Source organism: Pseudomonas kulmbachensis, from assembly GCF_963681935.1.
GTDB lineage: Bacteria > Pseudomonadota > Gammaproteobacteria > Pseudomonadales > Pseudomonadaceae > Aquipseudomonas > Aquipseudomonas kulmbachensis.
In genome coordinates this window covers 3,001,073-3,017,486 of sequence record NZ_OY817088.1, presented here as the reverse complement: position 1 = coordinate 3,017,486, position 16,414 = coordinate 3,001,073, and the positions used below count along the sequence as shown (strand labels likewise).

The 16,414-nt window shown below is 57.9% G+C and carries 13 protein-coding genes; 9 read left to right on the top strand and 4 right to left on the bottom strand.

The window, feature by feature from the left end:
• Window positions 1–4: 4 nt before the first annotated feature.
• Window positions 5–628, bottom strand: a complete 624-nt coding sequence (locus U5A05_RS13775) for a response regulator transcription factor (RefSeq protein WP_261738462.1) — start codon at window positions 626–628, stop codon at window positions 5–7.
• A 216-nt stretch (window positions 629–844) separates the two neighbouring features.
• Between U5A05_RS13775 and U5A05_RS13770 the strand changes: the two genes are divergently transcribed.
• The 3 genes from U5A05_RS13770 (at window position 845) to U5A05_RS13760 (ending at window position 3,630) form a co-directional block, all read left to right on the top strand.
• A complete protein-coding gene (locus U5A05_RS13770) occupies window positions 845–1,930 on the top strand; it encodes a fimbrial protein (protein ID WP_321833397.1) in 1,086 nt (361 codons plus the stop codon).
• A gap of 224 nt (window positions 1,931–2,154) precedes the next feature.
• Window positions 2,155–2,991, top strand: coding sequence for an EAL domain-containing protein (locus U5A05_RS13765; protein WP_261738460.1), 837 nt, complete (start codon window positions 2,155–2,157; stop codon window positions 2,989–2,991).
• A 9-nt stretch (window positions 2,992–3,000) separates the two neighbouring features.
• Window positions 3,001–3,630, top strand: a complete 630-nt coding sequence (locus U5A05_RS13760; RefSeq protein WP_321833395.1) for a thiol:disulfide interchange protein DsbA/DsbL — start codon at window positions 3,001–3,003, stop codon at window positions 3,628–3,630.
• Here the strand turns inward: U5A05_RS13760 and U5A05_RS13755 are convergent.
• Together U5A05_RS13755 and mhpT are read right to left on the bottom strand one after the other, a co-directional pair.
• Window positions 3,627–4,856: an MFS transporter gene (locus U5A05_RS13755; RefSeq protein ID WP_321833393.1), complete on the bottom strand. Its 1,230-nt coding sequence runs from the start codon at window positions 4,854–4,856 to the stop codon at window positions 3,627–3,629. The genes U5A05_RS13760 and U5A05_RS13755 overlap by 4 nt on opposite strands.
• Window positions 4,857–5,033: 177 nt before the next feature.
• Window positions 5,034–6,248 (bottom strand): 3-(3-hydroxy-phenyl)propionate transporter MhpT, encoded by a 1,215-nt coding sequence (gene mhpT, locus U5A05_RS13750; protein ID WP_261738457.1) that lies wholly within the window; start codon window positions 6,246–6,248, stop codon window positions 5,034–5,036.
• A 298-nt stretch (window positions 6,249–6,546) separates the two neighbouring features.
• On the opposite strand from mhpT, the gene U5A05_RS13745 reads away from it, so the two are divergent.
• Window positions 6,547–7,830 carry an OprD family porin gene (locus U5A05_RS13745; RefSeq protein WP_261738456.1) on the top strand — a complete coding sequence of 428 codons (1,284 nt, stop codon included), beginning with the start codon at window positions 6,547–6,549 and terminating at the stop codon, window positions 7,828–7,830.
• 197 nt (window positions 7,831–8,027) lie between these two features.
• Here the strand turns inward: U5A05_RS13745 and U5A05_RS13740 are convergent, their stop codons facing one another.
• Window positions 8,028–8,516, bottom strand: coding sequence for a MarR family winged helix-turn-helix transcriptional regulator (locus tag U5A05_RS13740; RefSeq protein WP_261738455.1), 489 nt, complete (start codon window positions 8,514–8,516; stop codon window positions 8,028–8,030).
• Between the two features lie 200 nt (window positions 8,517–8,716).
• Here U5A05_RS13740 and U5A05_RS13735 point away from each other — a divergent pair, with 200 nt between their 5' ends.
• The 5 genes from U5A05_RS13735 (at window position 8,717) to U5A05_RS13715 (ending at window position 16,071) form a co-directional block, all read left to right on the top strand.
• Complete coding sequence (locus U5A05_RS13735; RefSeq protein ID WP_321833388.1) at window positions 8,717–9,547, top strand: p-hydroxycinnamoyl CoA hydratase/lyase; 831 nt, start codon at window positions 8,717–8,719, stop codon at window positions 9,545–9,547.
• Between the two features lie 72 nt (window positions 9,548–9,619).
• Window positions 9,620–11,068: an aldehyde dehydrogenase gene (locus U5A05_RS13730; protein WP_261738453.1), complete on the top strand. Its 1,449-nt coding sequence runs from the start codon at window positions 9,620–9,622 to the stop codon at window positions 11,066–11,068.
• A gap of 111 nt (window positions 11,069–11,179) precedes the next feature.
• Entirely contained in the window at window positions 11,180–13,063 is a 1,884-nt protein-coding gene (locus U5A05_RS13725; protein WP_321833384.1) for a feruloyl-CoA synthase, read from the top strand.
• Entirely contained in the window at window positions 13,060–14,301 is a 1,242-nt protein-coding gene (locus U5A05_RS13720) for a thiolase family protein (protein ID WP_321833383.1), read from the top strand. Before U5A05_RS13725 ends, U5A05_RS13720 begins: the two co-directional genes overlap by 4 nt.
• 9 nt (window positions 14,302–14,310) lie before the next feature.
• Window positions 14,311–16,071 carry an acyl-CoA dehydrogenase gene (locus U5A05_RS13715; protein WP_321833381.1) on the top strand — a complete coding sequence of 587 codons (1,761 nt, stop codon included), beginning with the start codon at window positions 14,311–14,313 and terminating at the stop codon, window positions 16,069–16,071.
• Window positions 16,072–16,414 lie beyond the last annotated feature (343 nt).

Here is a 16,414-nt window from a genome sequence, read left to right as displayed (position 1 = left end):
ATACTCACAACAGGTTCAGTTCTTTGGCGATGCTGGCCAGTTCGATATTGGTGCGCACGCCGAACTTTCTGAGGATTTTGATTTTGTGCCCACTGATGGTCTTGTTGCTTAAATGCAACTTTTCGGCAATTTCAAGATTGCTCAGGCCCTTGGCCAGCAATTGCAGCACGATTACTTCTTTATCGGTCAGTTGGTGCTGCGTGTTATCCGCTTTTTGATCCGATTCGCGGTAATGCGCCAGGACTTCTCTGGGGAAATACAGATACCCCTCGGCGAGGGTATTGAGCCCTTTTAATAGCACATCCAGGCTGGCGTTTTTATTAATAAAACCCACTGCCCCGGCTTGCATGCAACGGGAGGCATAGGTGTTGGCCGGGTTAGAGGTGAACACCATGGTTTTGACGGGCAGTTGTTCGGCATTAATACGTTGTAGCACCGAGAGTCCGTCCAGACCGTCGATACCGATATCCAGCAACAGATATTCTGGCGCCAAGGCGCGAATTTTGCTCAGTGCATCGATACCGTCGGCGGATTCGGCCAGCACGTCAAAGCCATTGCGCTCCAGCATCGCCTTGATTGCACTGCATATAATAGGGTGGTCGTCGACGATGATAATGGTTTTATTCATAAATCCACTCGCGCAAATATGACTGAAAAAAGCGAGTGGCAGTATAGCGACGCAAATGCTCACCATGTCAGTTAAACGGTGGTTTGGGGGCATTGATATAAGCCACTGAGTGAATTCAAGACCGTTCTTGTGTGTTTTCAAGAAAGTGCAGGGTGCTCGAACACGGATTGTTCTTTAGGGTATGGATACAGACGTATTTATGCAGGTTGGGTGTTTATGAAGTTTATCGGTGTAGATAAACGTTATGTGACAAGTCTCGCGATGGTGTGGGTTTGTGTGTTAGTCAGTGGTGTTGCGCGGGCTGACTGTACGGCTGACTTTGACAACGAGTTTCCGACGTTTGATATGGGTAGCCACTATGTTCCTCGTGATGCGCCAATAGGCTCGGTGATAGGGACGGCAAATAAAAGTTATACGTATAGCTTCTCGGGTAGTCTCCGATGTAATCGCGGTGATACTCTCTCCACCCTGGCAAATTGGCCCGTTGTGCCGGGCATTAAAGTTCCTGCCCTTTTACAAGATGGGACAGTCTTCAAAACCAATATTCCAGGCGTTGGAATGATCGTGGAGAGCAGATGGTTAGCATTGAAAGGGTGGGAAGTAGTGTCTGGTAACTACAGTTATTCACCCTTTACCATTCGAATGACCCAATTGAATGGGGTGATTAGTTTTCCCGCTGTTGTCCGGTTTACCTTGGTTAAAACAAGTCATGATATCCCTGTTGGCACGACCAAGCTGGTAAATGGTACGTCTGCCGTGAGGTTTTATTCGGGCAGTAAAATTCTGTTCAGTACTTTTGTTACAGGTTCTGTTATCCGCTCCGAATGCTCCTTGCCTAACACCTCACCCGGTGGGCAGACGTATATCGATGTGCCCATGGGGAGTGTTCAGCGCCGTGAGTTCAAAGGCAAGGACAGCTACCTTGACAGCAAGGCCTTCTCCATTCCGTTAACCAGTTGTGTTGCCGGTACTTACCCGACAGACCAGTCCTGGAACTTTTATGAAAATTCCAATGTGAATATAAAGTTTGAGGGCGCTGGCGGTTCGGCAATTATTGATGCGGCCAGAGGTATTGTGGGCCTGACCACAGATTCAACCGCCAAGGGCGTGGCGGTGCAAATCATGCGTAAAGACGGGGTCACGGCCTTGAAGCTCAATGAGGATGTGCCCCTTGCACAAATAAAGGGCATTAGCATGAGTATTGATTTGAAAGCCCGCTATATCCAGACCAGTGACAGCCCAATGGGGCCGGAACCGGGTGTGGCGAATGCCAAGGCGGCTTTTAGTGTGACGTATAAATAATAGTTGATGGCGCGTTCTTGAGCGGTCAAACAAGACCGCTCGGCGAGCTATTCAAGAATTGTCTTATGTTGCGTCAAAGAGCAAGACGATAGGCTGGTATTTTTCCGCAGGTGATTCCTGTGCAGGAGCTTGGGGCTGTTGTTTTTTTTCGCAGGCCTCGAATGACTGCATTGCAGCCATGCTGCGGGGTGGTGAATTTACACGTTGTGGGCGGGGATAATTAAGTGCAAACAAATAATGGTCAGTCGATTTCATCGACGGCCCTGCGTGCTGAGTTGATGTGTGAACTCGAGGTGCTGCGCGCGCTGGATGAGAAAGAAATCATTCCTTATTTTCAGCCAAAAGTATGCCTTGCCACACAAAAAATCCTCGGAGTGGAAGTATTGGCCCGCTGGAAGCATTCTCAACATGGCCTGTTGTCGCCTCTGTTCTTCCTGCATTTGATCAGTAACGAAGACCTTCACCAGCAGTTGTTCTCTTGCCTGCTTGCCCAGGGGTTGAAGTTGCACAAGTACCTGTACTCCATCGGTGAGTCGCTGGTGTTCTCTTACAATATTGAAGCCAGTCAACTGGCCGATAGCGGTTTTGCCGAAGCGTTGGTATGGCAGATCAAAAAGGCCGGGGTGCCGCTCAATCAAATCACCCTTGAAGTCACCGAAAAAGAGGGCCTGGACCTTGATGCGGAGTGTGTCGAAAACATAGCCACGCTGATTAAACACGGCTTGAAGCTGTCCCTTGATGACTTCGGTACAGGGTATTCGTCAATTATGCGTCTGGCCGATTTGCCCTTCAGTCAGATCAAGCTGGATGCGGAGTTTGTCGCCAGGTCCCAGGGGGTAAAAGAGACTCGCATCATCGAGTGTGTCGCGGCCCTGGCCCGATCTCTGGATCTGGAACTGGTCGCCGAAGGGGTCGAAACACAAGCGCAGTGCGCGCACTTGCAACATCTGGGCGTTGATTCGGCCCAGGGCTATTGGTTTCACAAACCCATGGGGGGTGCTGTATTGCTGAAAGTGATTTTGGCGGACAAGCCCCTACAACGCTTCTTGCTGCAAGGCTAAGGGATACTCATGTTTTACGGATTCACGGTACGTTTTTTGTGTGCGGTTTTAATTTCAGGCGCTCTGGGCGCAAGCATCGCGGTAGCGGCTAATCAGTACATCGAATTATCGCCCCCCGTAGAGAAGCTCGAAGGCACGCAAATCGAGGTGGTCGAGGTTTTTTCCTATGGTTGCCAGCACTGCTACAACCTGGAAAACACCATCAACCCCTGGGTTGAAACCTTGCCTGCAGATGTGAAATTCGAGCGTATCCCTGCCATGTTCGGCGGCATTTGGGATATCCACGGCCGGCTCTTCCTGACCTTGCAGGTCATGCAGGCCGAGCCATCGGTACATCGGGCCGTGTTTGAGGCGATTCGTCATCGTCAAAAACTGGTGAGCCCCGATCAAATGGGCGACTTTTTGCTGGGGCAGGGCATCGACAAGGCGCTGTTTATCAAGGTTTATGCCTCCGATGAAGTACAGGCCAGGGTCATTGATGCACAACAGAAAGTCCGTGCATATGGTGTTACCGGGGTGCCGGTACTGATCGTCGATCGCAAGTACCGGTTTGATCAAAGTGCCGGTGGCCCGGAAGGCATGCTGAGACTGGCCGAGCGTTTGATCTCGCAGGAGCGGGTGGCTCGGCAACAGCCTTAGCGGATACCAGCGTGTTGCACCGGACAGCCCGGTGCCAGTCTGGTAGTACGCCGCCATACCAGGCGCCCCAGGGTAATCGTCCAGTTGCACACAGCAACTGCCAGAATGATCCAAAGCAGGGCAGGCATCCCGTAGTTGACGATGATCTGCCCGGCTAGCCAGGGAAACCCGAACACCCCGATAAAGTACGCCAGGCTGAACAGCACCAGCGACTGCGGCGTATACCCGGCAGGCGCCTCGTTGGCCGCCAGCCCATTGATCACCGAATACGTCAGGCCGTAGCCAACCCCAAGCACAACGGCGGCCAGCAAATAGGTAATGCCGCTGCTGACGAAGAACATCAGCATCAGCACCGAAACCACGATCAAAGCCGTCAGCAGGCAAGCCATGACATAGGGATCGCGCTTGACGATAAAACCTGCAATCAACAGGCGGCAGGAGATCGCTGCACCCATGAAGCCCAAAAAGAAGAGTGAGTAGTCCAGCTGGTTGAGCGCGGCATAAGAGGTTTGAAAACTCGACAGCCCGCCAAAAATGGCTCCGCCCAGCCCGACCATGATAATCGCGAACACGGCTTTGGAACGCAGCACCAACCCCGCAGCCCGGGGGGTGATTTTGCACACGGTGACCGGGCCGGATGTGCTGTGCTGGTGTTTGATTTTCGGGCCGATGGCGATAAACATCAGGCCGCCCAGCAGGCTGGCAAGCGCCGCCACCAGAAACGCCGACTCCACCGGGTAACCCAACCCCTGGGCCGCGCGCCCGAGCAAGGGGCCGGTGCCGATCCCGCTCATCATGCTGCCCGACAGCAAGGCGAAGTATTTAACCCTTTGCGCGGGTTCGATAAGCATGGCCACGACGATTGGCCCAAGGGTGTAAAACACCCCCCAGCCCAACCCCAGTAACAAGCCGAACACGAGCACTGCTGCGCCATACCCTGGCACGCTGGCAAAGCCCAGGCAGGCTGCGGCCAGCAGCAGCGCCCCGGCGGCAATCGCCTTGGGGGCGCCGAACAGGTCGGTCAGGTGCCCGGAAAAAATCACTGCCATAAAGGTACTGAGCATGGCCACCGAGATGATTGTGCCCGCATCCGACTCGCTGCCGCCGTGGGCCCTGAGCATCATGGCCAATAAAAATGTGCTGCCATAAGACACCGACAACAGGTAGCTGGCCAGGCAGAACAGTCCGAAGACGCCCTTTGCCTGGCTGGGAGGGGAGGATGGCATGGCGGGTCTTCCTTGAGGTTCGATTATTGTAGTGCGTCGAACCTTAATAACAGACAGCCCCGCGATCTCAGGATTCAAAGATTTGAATCCTGAGATCGGCATGCTCTAAACAAACAGAGCGCTGGTACGCGGCCGAGACCGTTTTTTAACCACGGTTTCGCAGCCTCGCGTGGCTCGTCAGCGGCTACAAAGCCCCGGTTTCAGGCTCGGGTCCTGATTGGCGCGGGCAATCACCGTAATCACCGCCAAGGCTGCAATCACCAGCCCCGGCGAGGTTGCCAACAACACACCGGCAGTACCGGCCCCGGCGGCAAGGATCTGCCCTGCGGCCAAGGGACCAGCAACCGAACCCAAACGCCCGATGGCCACAGCCGCACCGACGCCGGTAGCCCGCACTGAAGTCGGGTACAGCGGCGGGGCCATTGCATACAGCACCAACTGCGCCGCCATCACAAACAGGCCCACCGCAAAACCGGCCGTGGCCACGGGTACGATCCCCACCGAAAAACCAATCCCGGCCAGTGACGCAAGCAAACCGGCATACACCGCCAGCACCACCTTGATCGGGTTGCAGCGGTCCAGCAGCAGCCCGCCGAGCAAGGAACCCAAGGTGCCGCCGATATTGAACAGCATTTGCACCATGCCCGCCTGCGGCTTGCTAAAGCCCTGGTCGAGCAGCAGCGTGGGCAGCCAGTTCAGCAGCATGTACATCACGGTCAAGGTGAAGAAGTAACTGAGCCACAACGCCAGGGTCGAACGGCCACGGCCTTCACCGAACAGGGCCTGGCCGGTGGAGACGCGCGAGGCCTGGCTGACGTCCTGGCGGAACACCCGCGATTCGGGCAGCAGGATGATCATCAACGGCACCACCAGCAGCGGTGCCAGCCCGCCGATGATAAAGGTGGTTTGCCAGTGTTCATGGGAGAACATCGCCACCACCGCAGCCAGTGCGCCACCCAGTGGCACGCCGCAGTACATGATGCTGATGGCCGTGCCGCGACGGCGTTCGTCCACCGCTTCGGCACACAGGGCGATCAGGTTGGGCAGGGCGGCGCCCAGGCCCAGGCCGGTCATGAAGCGCACCAACAGCAGGTGTGAGTAACTGTCTACATAGGCGGTCAGTAACGAAAAGACGCCAAACAGGATGACCGCTGCGACAAGGATTTTTTTACGCCCGATCCGGTCGGCAATCCAGCCACCGAAGAATGCGCCGGGCAGCAGGCCGATGATCCCGGCGCTGAACACCCAACCCATCATTTTCGGGTCCAGGGTGAACGTTTGGCGCAGGCCTGCAGCGGCGGTGCCTGCAGCTTGCAGGTCAAATCCTTCGATAAGCGCAACGATGAAGCACAAAGCGATTGTCAGCGTTGAACGCTGCTGTGGAGTGTTCATGGGCGAACCTCATTATTGTTTTTGTAGGGGGGCTTTCTGCGAGCCAAATAAAGATTAACAAAGATAACTAAAAAAAGAAGCTGTGATGACTGATGGGATAAAAATGCCATTTAAGCCGTTTAAAACAAGGTTTTAGCTTGTTTAACCAGTCTGAATGCATAACTAGATAATAAACATAACGTTCGATTATCGGCTGTTTATGATTGACGTTGCCATGAGTTGTTTACATTCTCGTGCCCAGGAAACGCCACAAGAGCGTTCTGGTTCGTTCAAAAACAACAATAAATGGACATTCAATATGCATAAGCTCAACCAAAGCGCCCTTCGTTTATTCCCTCTCTCGTGCCTTGCCCTGAGCCTGTTTTCCACTCCGCTTTGGGCTCAGGGGTTTATTGAGGACAGCCACGGCACTCTGACCCTGCGCAACTACTACATGGACCGCGACTACAAGGACGGCGGTGCCAAAACCGCTGCACGGGAATGGGCCCAGGGTTTTATCGCCAACGTGGAATCGGGCTTTACCGAAGGCACGGTCGGCTTTGGCCTGGATGTGCGCGGTTTACTGGGGGTCAAGCTGGACTCTTCGCCTGATCGCAGCGGTACCGAACTGTTGCCGGTCAACAGTGACAAGCAGGCCGCAGATGAGTATTCGCGGCTGGCCTTCACCGGCAAACTGCGTGTTAGCCAGACCACGCTCAAGACCGGGGATGTCTCGATCTTCTTGCCGTTTGCCTTTGCCAGCCCGTCGCGCTTGCTGCCCCAAACTTTTCGCGGAACCATCCTCAGCTCGAAAGAGATTGCAGGCCTGACCTTCAACACCGGCTATATCGACGCCATCAACAAGCGCGACTCCACCAATTACCAGGCCATGACCATTGCTTCGCCCAATGGCCGATTCAAGGGCTCGGCAGAAACTTCGCACCTGGCCTACGCGGGCGGTGATTATCAGGTCAGCAAGGAGCTTAGCCTGCGCGCCTACCATGTCGAAGTGGCGGACTTGTACAAGCAAAGCACCCTGGCATTGCTGCATGACCTGCCCCTGGGTGACGGTGTGCTGACTACCGATGTGCGCAGTTTTTTCAGTGATGAAGCGGGCAGCGCCAAGGCTGGCAAAGTCGACAATATCAACGCTTCGGCGTTACTGGGTTATCGACTGGGCGCGCATCGCTTCAGCGTGGGTTATATGCATTCCAGTGGTGATACGGCCACGCCCTATATTTCCGGCACCGAGCTGATGGGCATGAGCGAACTGACCATGAGTTCGGACTTCCTCAATGCCAAGGAGCGCACCTGGCAAGCCATCTATGACTACGACTTTACGGCGGTGGGGCTGGTGGGTTTGAAAGGGCGACTGCGCTATGTGCGCGGTGACAATATCGAGCTGGCGGCCCTGAATGCGGATGATCGCAAGGAGCGGGAATTTCAGATGGAGCTGGGTTATGTGATCCAGAGCGGGCCGCTGAAAAACCTCGGGCTTCTGGCGCGAAAGTCGATCTATCGCAACGATTTCCCGACTGGTGCTGCCTTTCGTGATGAAAACCAGACCCGCTTCCTGGCGATTTACACCTTGCCGATCTGGTAGGGCGCTACAGGCACCGCGAAATTCCCGTAGCAGTTGACGAGCCTTGCGAGGCTGCGTTCGGCTGCGCAGCAGTCGCTAAACCAATCAACGTGGTGTTTCAGATGCACTGCATTGGTCCGGATTACGACGACTGCGTCGCCGAACGCAGCCTCGCTCCGCGAGTCAGCTGCTACAGGTATCCACTAATCGCACACTGCTCAGTTCTGATACACCTTCTTCAACAGCCGCAGCAGTTCTTCGCGCTCGGCGCTATCCAGCGCCGAAGTCGCGTCGATATCGCTCTGGGCCGCGATGGCTTTGAGTTCCTTGAGCAGCGCTTCACCGGTCTTGCTGAGGAATATGCCGTAGGAGCGCTTGTCGGGTTTGCATCGGACCCGTACCGCCAGCGCACGACTTTCCAGTTTGTTCAGCAACGGCACCACTTGCGGCGGCTCAATGGCCAGCGCACGGGCCAGGTCGGCCTGCATCAGGCCGGGATGCTGGTCGATGATCGCCATCGCCGAAAACTGCGCGGGGCGCAGGTCATGGGTCGCCAGGCGGCCGATCAGGTTCTGGAACAGCTTGAGCTGGGCGCGGCGCATGGCATAGCCAATCAGTTCGTCCAGCGCGGTGTCCAAGGGGGCCTGTGCGTCCGGGGTTGCAGGCAGGGCCTCCTGAACGTCGGCAGGGGTGGCAGGCTTGGCCATAAAGAAAAGGTCCTTGCGCGAATGAAGTTAATAAACGTATCTAGTTTGCCGCGATTGCAAGGTGATAGCCACCGTTGCTTTGTTTGACGTGCATTTGCAGGGAATAAATTTGGTTAATTTAATTAATGGTTAATTGACATAACTAATTTTGCCGGTTAGTTTTTACTCATCTTCAAGCGAACAACAAGAGAGCTATCGCCATGAGCAAGTACGAAGGCCGCTGGAAAACCGTCAAAGTAGAAATCGAAAACAGCATCGCCTGGGTGATCCTCAATCGCCCGGAAAAGCGCAATGCCATGAGCCCGACCCTGAACCGCGAAATGATTGATGTACTGGAAACCCTCGAACAGGATTCCGATGCTGGGGTGTTGGTGCTGACCGGTGCGGGCGATGCCTGGACGGCGGGCATGGACTTGAAAGAGTATTTCCGCGAAGTGGACGCCGGTCCCGAAATCCTCCAGGAAAAAATCCGCCGCGAAGCCTCGCAATGGCAATGGAAGTTGCTGCGCATGTACGCTAAACCGACCATCGCGATGGTCAATGGCTGGTGCTTTGGCGGTGGCTTCAGCCCACTGGTGGCATGCGATCTGGCCATTTGTGCCGATGAAGCGACCTTTGGCCTGTCGGAGATCAACTGGGGCATTCCACCGGGTAATCTGGTGAGCAAGGCTATGGCAGACACCGTGGGCCACCGCCAGTCGCTGTACTACATCATGACCGGCAAAACCTTTGACGGGCGTAAGGCCGCCGAAATGGGCCTGGTCAATGAAAGCGTGCCGCTGGCGCAACTGCGTGAAGTCACCATTGAGCTGGCGCGCAACCTGCTGGAGAAAAACCCGGTGGTACTGCGTGCGGCCAAGCATGGCTTCAAGCGTTGCCGCGAACTGACCTGGGAACAGAACGAAGACTACCTGTACGCCAAGCTCGATCAATCGCGATTGCTGGATACTGAAGGCGGGCGTGAGCAGGGTATGAAGCAGTTTCTCGATGACAAGAGCATCAAGCCCGGCCTGCAGGCTTACAAGCGCTAATCACGATGTTCAGGGTGCGCCGGTTGCACCCTGCAAATGAATTCCCGATAACGACAATAAAGAGGAATCACCATGTTGGACGTGCCCCTGCTGATCGGCGGAAAGTCGTGCCCGGCCCGTGATGGCCGAACGTACGAGCGCTGCAACCCGGTGACCGGTGAAGTGGTATCGCGCGTGGCCGCCGCCACCCTGGAAGATGCCGATGCCGCCGTTGCGGCAGCTCAGGCGGCGTTTCCTGTCTGGGCCGCACTGGCGCCCAACGAGCGGCGTACGCGACTGCTCGCCGCCGCCGAGCTGATGCAGGCGCGGGCCGCCGAGTTTATTGCAACCGCCCCGGAAACCGGGGCCATGCCCAACTGGTATGGTTTCAACGTCAAGCTGGCGGCCGGGATGCTGCGCGAAGCCGCGTCCATGACCACGCAAATCAACGGTGAAGTGATCCCCTCCGATGTGCCCGGCAGTTTCGCCATGGCCTTGCGTCAACCCTGTGGCGTGATCCTGGGGATCGCGCCCTGGAATGCCCCGGTGATTCTGGCTACCCGTGCCCTGGCCATGCCGCTGGCGTGCGGTAACACCGTGGTACTCAAGGCCTCTGAACTGAGCCCGGCGGTCCACCGGCTGATCGGCCAGGTCTTGCAGGACGCCGGGCTGGGTGATGGGGTGGTCAACATCATCAGCAATGCCCCAGCCGATGCCCCGGCAATTGTTGAGCGGCTGATCGCCAACCCGGCGGTACGCCGTGTCAACTTCACCGGCTCAACCCATGTGGGGCGCATTGTTGCCGAGTTGGCAGCACGTCACCTGAAACCGGCACTTCTGGAGTTGGGTGGCAAGGCGCCGTTTCTGGTGCTGCACGATGCGGATCTCGATGCCGCGGTCGAAGCGGCAGCCTTTGGCGCTTACTTCAACCAAGGCCAGATTTGCATGTCCACCGAGCGTCTGATCGTCGACAGTCAGGTGGCAGACGCTTTTGTCGCCAAGCTGGCAGCCAAGGTTGCGACCTTGCGTGCAGGCAACCCCGAAGCGGGCGACTCGGTGCTCGGTTCGCTGGTCGATGCCAGCGCAGGAGCGCGGATCAAGGCGCTGATCGACGATGCCGTCGCCAAAGGCGCACGGCTGGTGGTGGGCGGTCAGGTTGAGGGCAGCATCATGCAACCGACCTTGCTCGATGGCGTGACCCCGAGCATGCGGCTGTACCGCGAAGAGTCTTTTGGCCCGGTTGCGGTACTGATGCGCGGGGAGGGGGATGAAGCGCTGCTGAAGCTGGCCAACGATTCGGAGTTCGGTTTGTCGGCGGCGATTTTCAGCCGTGATACCGGGCGCGCCCTGGCACTGGCGCAGCGGGTCGAGTCGGGCATTTGCCATATCAACGGACCCACGGTTCACGACGAAGCGCAAATGCCCTTTGGCGGAGTCAAGTCCAGCGGTTACGGCAGTTTCGGCGGCAAGGCATCGATCGAGCAATTCACTCAGTTGCGCTGGATCACCTTGCAGAACGGGCCGCGTCACTACCCGATCTGATCGTCTGCACAAGGCATAACAATAACAAGGATGCAGCCACGCGCTGCCATGCCTGCGCCATGCCGCTTAGATGTCGGACGGGCAGCGCATGCCTTGCTGGAGGAATACGACGTGAGTTTCGAATTCAAATTGCAGGCACGGGGCGATGCACCTGCGCCGCGTTATCGCCAGGTAACCATCGGGCACCCGCAGGTCGAAGTGGTGGAAGAAGGCGGCATCTTGCATATGCGCTCGCTCGAAGCGCTGTTGCCAAGACCCGAGCGTTTGCTTGACCGCCTGTTGCACTGGGCGCAGGTAACGCCTGAGCAGACCTTTATCGCCGCCCGGGATACCAGCGGTGAATGGCGGCGCATCAGCTATGCACAAATGCTTGCGGATGTGCGCGCCATTGCGCAAAGCCTGCTCGCTTATGGTCTGAGTGCTGAGCGTCCGTTGGCGATTCTGTCGGGTAACGATATCGAGCATTTACAGATGGCACTGGGTGCGATGTACGCCGGCATACCTTACTGCCCGGTTTCGCCAGCCTATTCGTTGCTGTCCCAGGACTTCGCCAAGTTGCGCCATGTCTGCGACCTGTTGCAGCCGGGTTTGATTTTTGTCAGCGATGCTGCGATCTATCAGCGCGCCATCGAAGCCGTATTACCCGGCGACACGCCATTGGTGGCCGTGCACGGTGAGTTGGCAGGGCGCCCCCAAGTGAGTTTCGCCAGTTTGCTGGCGCACCCGGGTGGCGCCGAGGCCGAAGCGGCTTTCCGGGCGTGCGGTCCGGACAGTATCGCCAAATTTCTCTTCACTTCGGGCTCAACCAAACTGCCCAAGGCCGTGATCACCACCCAGCGCATGCTCTGCGCCAATCAGCAAATGCTGCTGCAGACCTTCCCGGTGTTTGCCGAAGAACCGCCAGTGCTGGTGGATTGGCTGCCCTGGAATCATACCTTTGGCGGCAGTCATAACCTCGGTATCGTGCTCTACAACGGCGGCACGTTGTATCTGGATGGTGGCAAGCCGACCGCCCAGGGCTTTGCCGAAACCCTGCGCAACCTCAAGGAGATTTCGCCCACCGCTTACCTCACCGTGCCCAAGGGCTGGGAGGAGCTGGTCACGGCGCTGGAAACCGACGGTGAATTGCGCGAGCGCTTTTTTGCCCGCATCAAGCTGTTCTTTTTCGCTGCCGCGGGGCTCTCGCAAAGTGTCTGGGACCGGCTCGACCGGGTTGCCGAGCAACATTGCGGCGAGCGTATCCGGATGATGGCCGGGCTCGGCATGACCGAAGCCTCGCCCTCGTGCACGTTTACCACCGGGCCATTGTCCATGGCCGGTTATATCGGTCTGCCCGCGCCGGGCTGCGAGGTGCGACTGGTGCCGGTGGATGGCAAGCTGGAAGGACGTTTTCGCGGACCGCATATCATGCCCGGTTACTGGCGCGCCCCCGAGCAGAGCGCCGAGGCGTTTGATGATGAAGGCTATTACCGCTCCGGTGATGCGATCAAGCTGGCCGACCCTTGCAACCCTCAATTCGGGCTGATGTTCGATGGCCGACTGGCCGAGGACTTCAAGCTGTCGTCCGGGGTCTTTGTCAGCGTCGGGCCGTTGCGCAACCGGGCAGTACTCGAGGGTTCGCCCTATGTTCAGGATCTTGTGATTGCAGCGCCGGATCGTGAATGCCTGGGGGCTTTGGTGTTTGCGCGGTTGTACGAGTGCCGACGCTTGTCGGGTTTGCCCGTGCAGGCCAGCGATGCACAAGTGCTGGCCAGCGAGCCGGTGCGCCTGTGGTTTGCTGATTGGTTGCAGCGCCTTAATCGTCAGGCCAGCGGAAATGCCAGCCGCCTTGAGTGGATTGCATTGCAGGATGAAGCTGCGTCGATTGACCGCGGTGAAATTACCGACAAGGGTTCGATCAATCAGCGTGCGGTACTGCAATGGCGAGCAGCACACGTCGAGGCGTTGTATCGAGGCCTGGAGCCTTCGATCCTGCGTGCCGGTAAACCGTCGTGAGCAGTACGGGGCAATACTCGGCGTTCACGGATGTGGCCATTGTTGAAGCGTTGCGCACGCCATGGGTCGACCTCGGTGGGGCGCTGGCCCAGGTATCGCCAATCGACATGGGGATCAAGGTCGGTCGCGAAGTGCTGGCGCGTGCCGGGCTGGATGGGCAAATGGTGGATTCGGTACTGGCCGGCTCCATGGCTCAGGCCAGTTTTGATGCCTACATGCTGCCGCGGCATATCGGCCTTTACAGCGGCGTGGCGCACCAAGTACCGGCGCTGGCGGTGCACCGTATTTGTGCTACCGGGTTCGAACTGCTGCACCAGGCCGCCGGGCAGGTGCGCGACGGCATGCAACTGGCGCTGTGCGTGGGTACGGAGTCCATGTCGCGCAACCCGATTGCCGCCTACACCCATCGCGGCGGCTTTCGTCTGGGGGCTGCGGTGGAGTTCAAGGACTTTCTCTGGGAGGCACTGTACGACCCGGCCCCAGGGTTGGACATGATCGCCACGGCGGAACACCTCGCCATTCGTTATGACTTGAGCCGCGAGGCGGTGGACAGCTATGCCCTGAACAGCCACCAGCAGGCGTTACATGCCCAGGCCAGCGGCTGGCTGGCGGATGAAATAGTCACCCTGCGCAATGAAGTGTTTGAGCTTGATGGCTATCAGTCGCGGGGCATCAGCCTGCCGCGCCGTTGTGAGACGGTCAGCCTTGACAGCCACCCGCGCTCGACCGATGCAGCGGCTCTGGCCAGGCTTGGGGCAATCCATCCTGGCGGCGTGCAAACCGCGGGCAACAGTTGCGCGGTGGTGGACGGTGCGGCGGCAGCGCTGGTCGCTCGCGCATCGGCGGGCCAGCCAGCCCTGGCTCACCTGCTGGCCACTGCGGTGGTTGGCGTGGAACCGCAACTGATGGGGATCGGTCCGGTGCCTGCAATCCAGCTACTGCTGCAGCGCAGCGGTCTGGCGCTGGATGCCATCGACCGTTTCGAAATCAACGAGGCGCAGGGAGCGCAGGTGTTGGCTGTGGCGCAGGGGCTGGAACTGGACAGGCAAAAGCTTAACTGCCGTGGCGGCTCTATCGCCCTGGGGCACCCTTTGGCGGCGACCGGTTTGCGTCTGGTGCTGACCCTGGCGCGGCAACTGCGCGAACAAAATCTGCGTTACGGGATTGCCGCAGCCTGTGTGGGTGGCGGTCAGGGCATGGCGGTACTGATCGAGAACCCGCTTTTTTCGACGAATTGAGGTTTTCCCATGTGGCAGTACCAGGCGCCGTTGCGCGATATGCAATTTGTCTTTGAACACTGGCTTGATGCCCCGCGAGCCTGGGCGCAAACCACGCGTTTCGAGGGGCTGGATCTGGCCCTGGCGCAGCAGGTCCTGGAACAGGCCGGGCGATTCAGTAGCCAGGTTCTTGCGCCGCTCAACAGCAGCGGCGATCGCCAGGGCTGCGGTTTTGAGGCAGGCCAGGTGACCACTCCGAGCGGTTTTGTTGAGGCTTATCGTGCCTATACCGAAGGCGGCTGGTCAGCCCTGGCCTGCGATGAGGCCGATGGTGGGCAGGGGTTGCCGCAGTTGCTCGATGCGGCGCTGCAGGAAATGCTCTATGCCAGCAACCACGGCTGGGCCATGTACACCGGCATCGCCCACGGTGCCTACCTGTGCCTCAAGGCCCATGCGCCGGAGTGGATCAAGGCGCGATATTTACCGCAGATTGTCAGCGGTGAAATCTTGCCGACCATGTGCCTGACCGAGCCGCAGGCGGGCAGCGATGTCGGCCTGCTACGCAGTCGTGCCGAGCCGCAGGATGACGGCAGTTACCGCGTGACCGCCAGTAAGCTGTTTATCTCGGGTGGTGAGCACGACCTGAGCGCCAATATCCTGCATCTGGTACTGGCCCGATTGCCCAATGCGCCTGCTGGCAGTCGCGGCATTTCGCTGTTCCTGGTGCCCAAGCTATTGGACGACCATCAGACCAACAACGTGCGTTGCGACGGTATCGAACACAAGATGGGAATCAGGGCGAGCGCCACCTGCTCTCTGGTGTTCGAACAAGCGCAAGGCTGGCTGATTGGCGAGGCCAACCGCGGCCTGGCCGCGATGTTTGTGATGATGAACTCGGCGCGGCTGCATGTTGGCCTGCAAGGCCTGGGACATGCCGAGGCGGCGTGGCAGAACGCGCGCAGCTATGCACGGGAGCGCAAGCAAATGCGCGCCCCCGTGCGGCCTGCCGGGGTGAGTGCCGCAGACGCCGACCCGATCCATTTCCACCCGGCCATGCGCCGCACCTTGCTTGAGTTGCGCGCCTGTACCGAGGGCATGCGGGCTGTGGGCTATTGGGTGGCGCATCTGCTTGATCAGGCCGAGCATCACTCGAGCCCGGTCGAACGTCAGCGTGCCTTGCAACTGGCACAACTGCTGACACCCGTGATCAAGGCGTTTTTCACCGACCAGGGGTTCCACCTGGCCAGCAGTGCGCTGCAGGTATTTGGTGGTTACGGCTATGTGAGCGAGTTCGCCATCGAACAAACCCTGCGCGACAGCCGGATCGCGATGATTTACGAGGGCAGCAACGAAATTCAGGCCAATGATCTGTTGCTGCGTAAAGTGCTGGGCGATGACGGTCAGGCGTTTGCCCAATTGTTGCTGGTGATGCGCGAAGAGGCTGCGCAGGCCTTGAGTACCAATGATTGCGCCAGTTTTGGCACTGAACTGGCGGTGCTCTGCGACAAGCTGGCAGCGGTAGTGAGTGCGGTGCGTGAGCGGGCTGTAGAGGAAGGCGAATATCCCTATCGGGTTGCTGGGGACTTTTTGCAATTGTGCGGAGTTGCGCTGTTGGGGTTTGCCTGGGCGCGTGCGGCGCGTGTTTCCCGGTTGCTGCCCGACAGTGATCCGTTGCAAGCCAGCAAGCTGCAAACCGCACACTTCTTTTTCGCCTATGGGCTTCCCGAGGCTGACTATCGCATTGCGTCAATCCATGCGGCAAAGGCAGGCCTGGCGTTTATTGAGCCCTAGGTTGTCGGGTTAGTGGATCCAATTGACTGGTTGTCTAAGCTAAAAACCAATTGAGCCCGGTGTCAGCGCCTCCTTGTGACGAGACTGGTCGATAATCGAACGGTAAAGTTGAGTCGATAGCCTAAATGTAACTTCTTGTTTTTGAAGGATATAAATTATTTAAGCATATTGGTTTCAGTATTCATCTGCAGATTTTCTGGCGAGTGCGCCAGTTCCTCATATTGCCTGTGGATCCATTAACAGGTTGACTAGCGCCCTGGTGACGGCTGGATCCCCTCCTGACCGTCACCCATAAAAATTACAAAAAAAAGGGTCTCGTCATGAAAGGCTTATCCAGGGCGCA

What these genes read in the sequence shown, in the direction of transcription:
- U5A05_RS13775 (WP_261738462.1), bottom strand. Translation starts at nt 628, where the DNA reads ATGAATAAAACCATTATCATCGTCGACGACCACCCTATTATATGCAGT.
- U5A05_RS13770 (WP_321833397.1), top strand. Translation starts at nt 845, where the DNA reads ATGAAGTTTATCGGTGTAGATAAACGTTATGTGACAAGTCTCGCGATG.
- U5A05_RS13760 (WP_321833395.1), top strand. Translation starts at nt 3,001, where the DNA reads ATGTTTTACGGATTCACGGTACGTTTTTTGTGTGCGGTTTTAATTTCA.
- U5A05_RS13755 (WP_321833393.1), bottom strand. Translation starts at nt 4,856, where the DNA reads ATGCCATCCTCCCCTCCCAGCCAGGCAAAGGGCGTCTTCGGACTGTTC.
- mhpT (WP_261738457.1), bottom strand. Translation starts at nt 6,248, where the DNA reads ATGAACACTCCACAGCAGCGTTCAACGCTGACAATCGCTTTGTGCTTC.
- U5A05_RS13745 (WP_261738456.1), top strand. Translation starts at nt 6,547, where the DNA reads ATGCATAAGCTCAACCAAAGCGCCCTTCGTTTATTCCCTCTCTCGTGC.
- U5A05_RS13740 (WP_261738455.1), bottom strand. Translation starts at nt 8,516, where the DNA reads ATGGCCAAGCCTGCCACCCCTGCCGACGTTCAGGAGGCCCTGCCTGCA.
- U5A05_RS13735 (WP_321833388.1), top strand. Translation starts at nt 8,717, where the DNA reads ATGAGCAAGTACGAAGGCCGCTGGAAAACCGTCAAAGTAGAAATCGAA.
- U5A05_RS13730 (WP_261738453.1), top strand. Translation starts at nt 9,620, where the DNA reads ATGTTGGACGTGCCCCTGCTGATCGGCGGAAAGTCGTGCCCGGCCCGT.
- U5A05_RS13715 (WP_321833381.1), top strand. Translation starts at nt 14,311, where the DNA reads ATGTGGCAGTACCAGGCGCCGTTGCGCGATATGCAATTTGTCTTTGAA.